The organism is Streptomyces sp. NPDC086077 (assembly GCF_040686175.1).
Classification (GTDB): Bacteria; Actinomycetota; Actinomycetes; order Streptomycetales; family Streptomycetaceae; genus Streptomyces.
Genome location: NZ_JBFBJT010000032.1, coordinates 50,931 through 57,401 on the forward strand (window position 1 = coordinate 50,931; position 6,471 = coordinate 57,401).

General features: G+C 72.2%; 7 protein-coding genes. All 7 read left to right on the forward strand.

The genetic code is table 11. The features are described 5' to 3' along the window. Positions 1–11 precede the first annotated feature (11 nt). The gene (ruvX, locus tag AB0O67_RS12555; RefSeq protein ID WP_365449045.1) at positions 12–476 is read left to right on the forward strand and encodes a Holliday junction resolvase RuvX; all 465 of its coding nucleotides are present in this window, start codon (positions 12–14) and stop codon (positions 474–476) included. 121 nt (positions 477–597) lie between these two features. Next, positions 598–2,277 (forward strand): endolytic transglycosylase MltG, encoded by a 1,680-nt coding sequence (gene mltG, locus AB0O67_RS12560; protein ID WP_365449047.1) that lies wholly within the window; start codon positions 598–600, stop codon positions 2,275–2,277. Beyond that, positions 2,258–3,097 (forward strand): shikimate dehydrogenase, encoded by an 840-nt coding sequence (locus tag AB0O67_RS12565; protein WP_365449049.1) that lies wholly within the window; start codon positions 2,258–2,260, stop codon positions 3,095–3,097. Before mltG ends, AB0O67_RS12565 begins: the two co-directional genes overlap by 20 nt. 215 nt (positions 3,098–3,312) lie before the next feature. Then, positions 3,313–4,497 (forward strand): chorismate synthase, encoded by a 1,185-nt coding sequence (gene aroC / locus AB0O67_RS12570; protein WP_365449051.1) that lies wholly within the window; start codon positions 3,313–3,315, stop codon positions 4,495–4,497. Further along, positions 4,494–5,009, forward strand: a complete 516-nt coding sequence (locus AB0O67_RS12575) for a shikimate kinase (protein WP_365449053.1) — start codon at positions 4,494–4,496, stop codon at positions 5,007–5,009. Before aroC ends, AB0O67_RS12575 begins: the two co-directional genes overlap by 4 nt. Continuing rightward, positions 5,006–6,097: a 3-dehydroquinate synthase gene (gene aroB / locus AB0O67_RS12580; RefSeq protein WP_365449055.1), complete on the forward strand. Its 1,092-nt coding sequence runs from the start codon at positions 5,006–5,008 to the stop codon at positions 6,095–6,097. Before AB0O67_RS12575 ends, aroB begins: the two co-directional genes overlap by 4 nt. A 163-nt stretch (positions 6,098–6,260) precedes the next feature. Continuing rightward, a partial coding sequence (locus tag AB0O67_RS12585; RefSeq protein ID WP_365449057.1) for a Pro-rich N-terminal domain-containing protein occupies positions 6,261–6,471 on the forward strand: 211 nt, incomplete at its 3' end.

Below are 6,471 nucleotides of genomic sequence, written 5' to 3' on the forward strand. Positions count from 1 at the left end.
ACTTGGTGGAGATGCGTAGAGGACGTCGGCTCGCGATCGACGTCGGGGACGCCCGGATCGGGGTCGCCTCGTGCGATCCCGACGGGATCCTCGCCACGCCCGTCGAGACGGTCCCCGGCCGGGACGTCCCCGCGGCGCACCGCCGGCTGAGGCAGATCGTCGAGGAGTACGAGCCGATCGAGGTCGTCGTCGGACTCCCTCGCTCCCTCAAGGGGGGCGAGGGTCCCGCCGCGGTGAAGGTCCGTGGCTTCGCCCAGGAGCTGGCCAGGGGCATCGCCCCGGTCCCGGTCCGGCTCGTGGACGAGCGGATGACGACCGTGACGGCGGGTCAGGGCCTTCGGGCCGCCGGCATGAAATCCAAGAAGGGCCGCTCGGTCATCGACCAGGCCGCCGCCGTCATCATTCTGCAGCAGGCACTGGAATCCGAACGGGTGTCAGGTAAAGCCCCGGGCGAGGGCGTCGAAGTGGTCATCTGATCGCGATACGGTAACGTTCCGCGCGATGCGGCAGCATTCGAACGGCCGCCGCACAGCAAGAGGTGGGACGGGAGCCGAGCCGGAAGCCACGCGCCCGCCGCCTCGCGGCTCTAGGGGATCGATGACTGAGTATGGCCGGGGCCAAGGCTCCGAACCGTGGCATCCGGAGGACCCGTTGTACGGGGACGGCGGATGGGGAGGACAGCAGGCCCCCGCGGGTCAGCAGTCCCCCTACGGCGGCCAGCCGCAGCACTATCCAGAGCAGCCGCAGCAGCCGCAGTACGGCGACTGGGGCACCGGCGAGCACCCCGGCTACGGCCAGGCGCAGCAGCACTACCAGCAGCAGTACGACCAGCAGCAGCAGTACGCCGCGCAGGCGCAGCAGTCGTACGGCGCCCAGCAGCAGTACGACACCGGCAGCTGGCCCACCGGTACGCAGCAGCACCTGCCCTACACCCCCGATCCGACCGACCCCTACACCCAGCAGGGCGTCGCCTACGGCGGCGAGCAGCCCGACTTCTACGGCACGCCCGACGCCTACCCACCGCCCGAGCCGCCGAGTCGCCGGCGCGCCGAACCGGAGCCCCGGACCGACTGGGACCCGGGTCCCGACCAGGGCGAGCACGCCTTCTTCTCGGGGGTGGACGATGACGACGACGAGCCCGCGGACCGGCGCGGGCGCGGCGAGCGGCGGGGCCGGGGCGGCAAGAGCAAGGGCAAGAAGAGCCGCAACGGATGTGCCTGCCTCGTGGTCGCCCTGGTGTTCGGCGGCGGTCTGGCCGGTGTCGCCTACTTCGGCTACCAGTTCTACCAGGATCGTTTCGGCACGGCCCCGGACTTCGCGGGCGAGGGCACGAGCGAGCAGGTGACCGTCGAGATCCCCAAGGGCGCGAGCGGTGCGGAGATCGGCCGCCGGCTGAAGGAGGCCGGCGTCGTCAAGAGCGTCGACGCCTTCGTGGCCGCGCAGTCGCAGAACCCCGACAGCGGTTCGATCCAGGCGGGCGCCTATCTGCTGAAGAAGCAGATGTCGGCGGCGAGCGCCGTCGAGATGATGCTCGACCCGAAGAGCCAGAACAACGTGATGGTCACCCCGGGCCAGCGCAACGGGGGCGTCTACAACGCCATCGACGAGAAGCTCGGCCTGGAGTCCGGCACCACCCAGGACGTCGCCGAGAAGCAGTACAAGAAGCTCGGCCTGCCCAGCTGGGCGAACAACGACCCCGACATCAAGGACCCGCTGGAGGGCTTCCTCTACCCGGGTACCTATCCCGCGGCCAAGGGCATGAAGCCCGAGGCGGTCCTCAAGGAAATGGTCGGCCAGGCCAAGCGGCAGTACGCCCAGCTCGACCTCCCCGCCAAGGCGAAGGCGTTGGACCTGGAGGACCCGCTGCAGGTCATCACGGTCGCCAGCCTCGTCCAGGCGGAGGGCAAGACGGAGGACGACTTCCGCAAGATGGCCGAGGTGGTGTACAACCGCCTCAAGCCGGACAACACGGAGACCAACCAGCTCCTCCAGTTCGACTCGACCTTCAACTACCTGAAGGGCGAGAGCAACATCAACATCAGCGAATCCGAGATCCAGAGCAACCAGGATCCGTTCAACACGTACACCCAGAAGGGTCTGCCGCCCGGACCGATCGGCAACCCCGGCGGAGAGGCGCTGAAGGCGACGCTGAACCCGACCGACGAGGGCTGGATGTACTTCGTGGCGACCGACGGCCGCCACAACACCGAGTTCGCCCGGACGCACGACGACTTCCTGGAGCTCAAGGAAAAGTTCAATGAAAGCTCGGGCAACTGAGGCCCGCCGGGCCGCCGTCCTCGGCTCGCCCATCGCCCACTCCCTGTCCCCGGTGCTGCACCGGGCGGCATACCGGGAACTGGGACTGGCGGGCTGGACCTACGACCGGTTCGAGGTCGACGAGGACGGGCTGCCGGGATTCTTCGCGCAGCTCGGCCCCGAGTGGGCCGGGCTGTCGCTGACCATGCCGCTGAAGCGGGCCGTGATCCCGCTGCTCGACGAGATCAGCGACACCGCCGCCTCGGTCGAGGCGGTCAACACGGTCGTCCTCACGGACGACGGCCGCCGCGTCGGCGACAACACCGACATCCCCGGCATGGTCGCCGCCCTGCGCGAGCACGGCATCGAGCAGACCGACACGGCCGCGATCCTCGGCGCCGGCGCGACCGCCTCGTCGGCGCTCGCCGCGCTGGCCCGGATCTGCACCGGCGAGGTCGTCGCGTACGTCCGCAGCGCGGACCGCGCCGCCGAGATGCGCCGGTGGGGCGAGCGGCTGGAGGTCGACGTCCGCGTCGCGGACTGGGCGGACGCGGCCGAGGCGCTGCACCACCCGCTGGTCGTCGCGACCACGCCGGCCGGTACGACCGACGCGCTCGCCTCCGCCGTGCCCGAGCGGCCCGTGACGCTCTTCGACGTGCTGTACGACCCGTGGCCGACGACGCTGGCGGCGCGCTGGTCGGCGTACGGCGGGGCCGTCGTCAGCGGGCTCGACCTGCTGGTCCACCAGGCGGTGCTCCAGGTGGAGCAGGTGACGGGCCGCGCGCCCGCGCCGCTGGACGCGATGCGCAAGGCGGGCGAGCACGCCCTGGCCGGTCGCTAGGTCTCGTCCCCGGTCGAGCGCGCGGAACCCGGCGCGGCCGCCGGTCTCTTCCTGACACGGTCCGTCCGACTGCTGGACCGGCGGCCTGACCAGCGGTCCGGACGTGGGAGGATCGAACGTGGCGGGCCTGGGCCGCGCACCCGGGTCGCGCCACCGCGCTACGCGAGCAGACGCGTATGCCGGTCACTACCGGGCGCGAGCACAGAGGAGCACCGTTGAGCAGGTTGCGCTGGCTGACCGCGGGGGAGTCCCACGGTCCCGCACTCGTCGCGACGCTGGAGGGCCTTCCCGCCGGCGTGCCGATCACCACGGAGATGGTGGCGGACCACCTGGCGAGGCGTCGGCTCGGCTACGGACGCGGTGCGCGCATGAAGTTCGAGCAGGACCAGGTCACCTTCCTCGGTGGTGTGCGGCACGGGCTGACCCTCGGCTCGCCGGTCGCCGTCATGGTCGGCAACACCGAGTGGCCGAAGTGGGAGAAGGTCATGGCGGCCGACCCCGTGGACCCGGAGGAGCTGGCCGCGTTGGCCCGCAACGCGCCGCTGACCCGCCCCCGGCCCGGCCACGCCGATCTCGCCGGCATGCAGAAGTACGGCTTCGACGAGGCCCGTCCGATCCTGGAGCGGGCGTCGGCCCGGGAGACCGCTGCCCGCGTGGCGCTGGGCGCGGTCGCGCGGTCGTACCTGAAGGAGACCGCGGGCATCGAGATCGTCAGCCATGTCGTGGAGCTCGCGGCGGCCAAGGCCCCCTACGGCGTCCACCCGACCCCGGCCGACGTCGAGAAGCTGGATGCCGACCCGGTGCGCTGCCTGGACGCCGACGCGTCGAAGGCGATGGTCGCGGAGATCGACCAGGCCCACAAGGACGGCGACACGCTCGGCGGCGTCGTCGAGGTGCTCGCGTACGGCGTGCCGGTGGGCCTCGGCTCGCACGTGCACTGGGACCGCCGACTGGACGCCCGGCTGGCCGCCGCGCTGATGGGCATTCAGGCGATCAAGGGCGTCGAGGTCGGTGACGGCTTCGAGCTGGCCCGGGTACCCGGCTCGAAGGCGCACGACGAGATCGTCACCACGGACGACGGCATCCGGCGCGCCACCGGCCGCTCCGGCGGTACCGAGGGCGGACTCACCACCGGTGAGCTGCTGCGGGTGCGCGCGGCGATGAAGCCGATCGCGACCGTGCCGCGGGCGCTCCAGACGGTCGACGTGGTCACGGGCGAGCCGGCCCAGGCACACCACCAGCGCTCGGACGTGTGCGCGGTCCCGGCAGCCGGCATCGTCGCCGAGGCGATGGTCGCGCTGGTCCTCGCGGACGCGGTCGCGGAGAAGTTCGGCGGCGACAGCGTGACCGAGACCGCCCGCAACGTGCGCTCCTACCTCGACAACCTGGTGATCCGATGAGCGGGCCGCTGGCCGTGCTCGTCGGTCCCATGGGTGTCGGCAAGTCCACCGTGGGCCATCTGCTCGCCGAGCGGCTCGGCGTCGGCTTCCGGGACACCGACGAGGACATCGTCGCCGAGCAGGGCCGCACCATCGCCGACATCTTCGTCGAGGACGGCGAGGCCACCTTCCGCGCGCTGGAGAAGCGGGCGGTGCGCACGGCGCTGGCCGAGCACACCGGTGTGCTGGCACTGGGCGGAGGCGCCGTGCTCGACGCCGGCTCCCGGGAGCTGCTCGCCGGGCACCATGTCGTGTACCTGTCGATGGACGTCGAGGAGGCGGCCCGGCGGACCGGCCTGAACGCGGCCCGGCCGTTGCTGGCCATCAACCCGCGCAAGCAGTGGCGGGAGCTGATGGAGGCCCGGCGGCACCTGTACGAGGAGGTGGCACGCTCGGTCGTGGCCACCGACGACCGTACGCCCGAAGAGGTCACCCAAGGGGTGCTGAACGCGCTGGAGTTGAAGGAAGCATGAGCGAGTCAGTGACGCGGATCCAGGTCGGCGGCACCGCGGGCAGTGAGCCGTACGAGGTCCTGGTGGGCCGTCAACTGCTCGGGGAACTGGGCGGTCTGATCGGCGACCGGGCCAAGCGGGTCGCCGTCGTCCACCCCGAGGCGCTGGCCGAGACCGGTGAGGCGCTGCGCGCCGACCTGGCCGAGCAGGGCTACGAGGCGGTCGCCATCCAGGTGCCCAACGCGGAGGAGGCCAAGACGGCCGAGGTCGCCGCGTACTGCTGGAAGGCGCTGGGCCAGTCCGGCTTCACCCGCACCGACGTCGTCGTGGGCGTCGGCGGCGGCGCGACCACCGACCTCGCCGGCTTCGTGGCCGCGACCTGGCTGCGCGGGGTGCGCTGGATCGCGATCCCCACCACGGTGCTCGCCATGGTCGACGCGGCCGTCGGCGGCAAGACCGGCATCAACACGGCCGAGGGCAAGAACCTGGTGGGCGCCTTCCACCCGCCCGTCGGCGTCCTGTGCGATCTCGCCGCGCTGGACTCGCTCCCGGTCAACGACTACGTCTCCGGGCTGGCCGAGGTCATCAAGGCGGGCTTCATCGCCGACCCGGCGATCCTGGAGCTCATCGAGTCCGACCCGGAGGCCGCGCGCACGCCCGCCGGCCCGCACACGGCCGAGCTCGTCGAGCGCTCGATCCGCGTCAAGGCCGAGGTCGTCTCCTCCGACCTGAGGGAGTCGGGCCTGCGCGAGATCCTCAACTACGGCCACACCCTCGGCCACGCCATCGAGAAGAACGAGCGCTACCAGTGGCGGCACGGCGCCGCGGTCTCCGTGGGCATGCACTTCGCCGCCGAACTGGGCCGGCTCGCGGGCCGGCTGGACGACGCCACGGCCGACCGGCACCGCACGATCCTGGAGGCGGTCGGGCTGCCGCTGCACTACCGCTACGACCAGTGGCCCAAGCTGCTCCAGACCATGAAGGTCGACAAGAAGTCCCGCGGCGACATGCTGCGCTTCATCGTGCTGGACGGCCTGGCCAAGCCGACGGTCCTGGAGGGCCCCGACCCCGCGATGCTGCTGGCGGCGTACGGCGAGGTCGGGCAGTAGATCCGGCGAGGGGTCCGGTACGTCCCGCGGGGCCCCTTCCGCCCGACTCTCCTTGCCCCGCCGGGCACTTCGGGCAGTCCCCCGCCGTTCACCAAAGGACGGCGGGGGGCGGTACCGTTCGGTAGCGAGCGCCAATTGCCTGTACGAGACGGAGTGGCACCGGATGCAGCACGCAGTGGGGTCTCCGCTGCCGCCGCCCCACCAGCCGGGGCAGGGACCGGCCGGCGGCTGGTCGCCGGCCGCACAACACCCGGGTCCGGGTCCGCACCACCAGGGGCCCGCGCCCGTTCCTCCGGGGCCCGCGCCCGCCCCGCCGGGGCCCGCGCCCGTCCAGCCAGGGCCCGGGCCCGTCCCCCCCGGGCCCGCGCCCGGCC

Coding starts and splice junctions, on each gene's coding strand:
- ruvX (WP_365449045.1), top strand. CDS start 12: ATGCGTAGAGGACGTCGGCTCGCGATCGACGTCGGGGACGCCCGGATC.
- mltG (WP_365449047.1), top strand. CDS start 598: ATGACTGAGTATGGCCGGGGCCAAGGCTCCGAACCGTGGCATCCGGAG.
- AB0O67_RS12565 (WP_365449049.1), top strand. CDS start 2,258: ATGAAAGCTCGGGCAACTGAGGCCCGCCGGGCCGCCGTCCTCGGCTCG.
- AB0O67_RS12575 (WP_365449053.1), top strand. CDS start 4,494: ATGAGCGGGCCGCTGGCCGTGCTCGTCGGTCCCATGGGTGTCGGCAAG.
- aroB (WP_365449055.1), top strand. CDS start 5,006: ATGAGCGAGTCAGTGACGCGGATCCAGGTCGGCGGCACCGCGGGCAGT.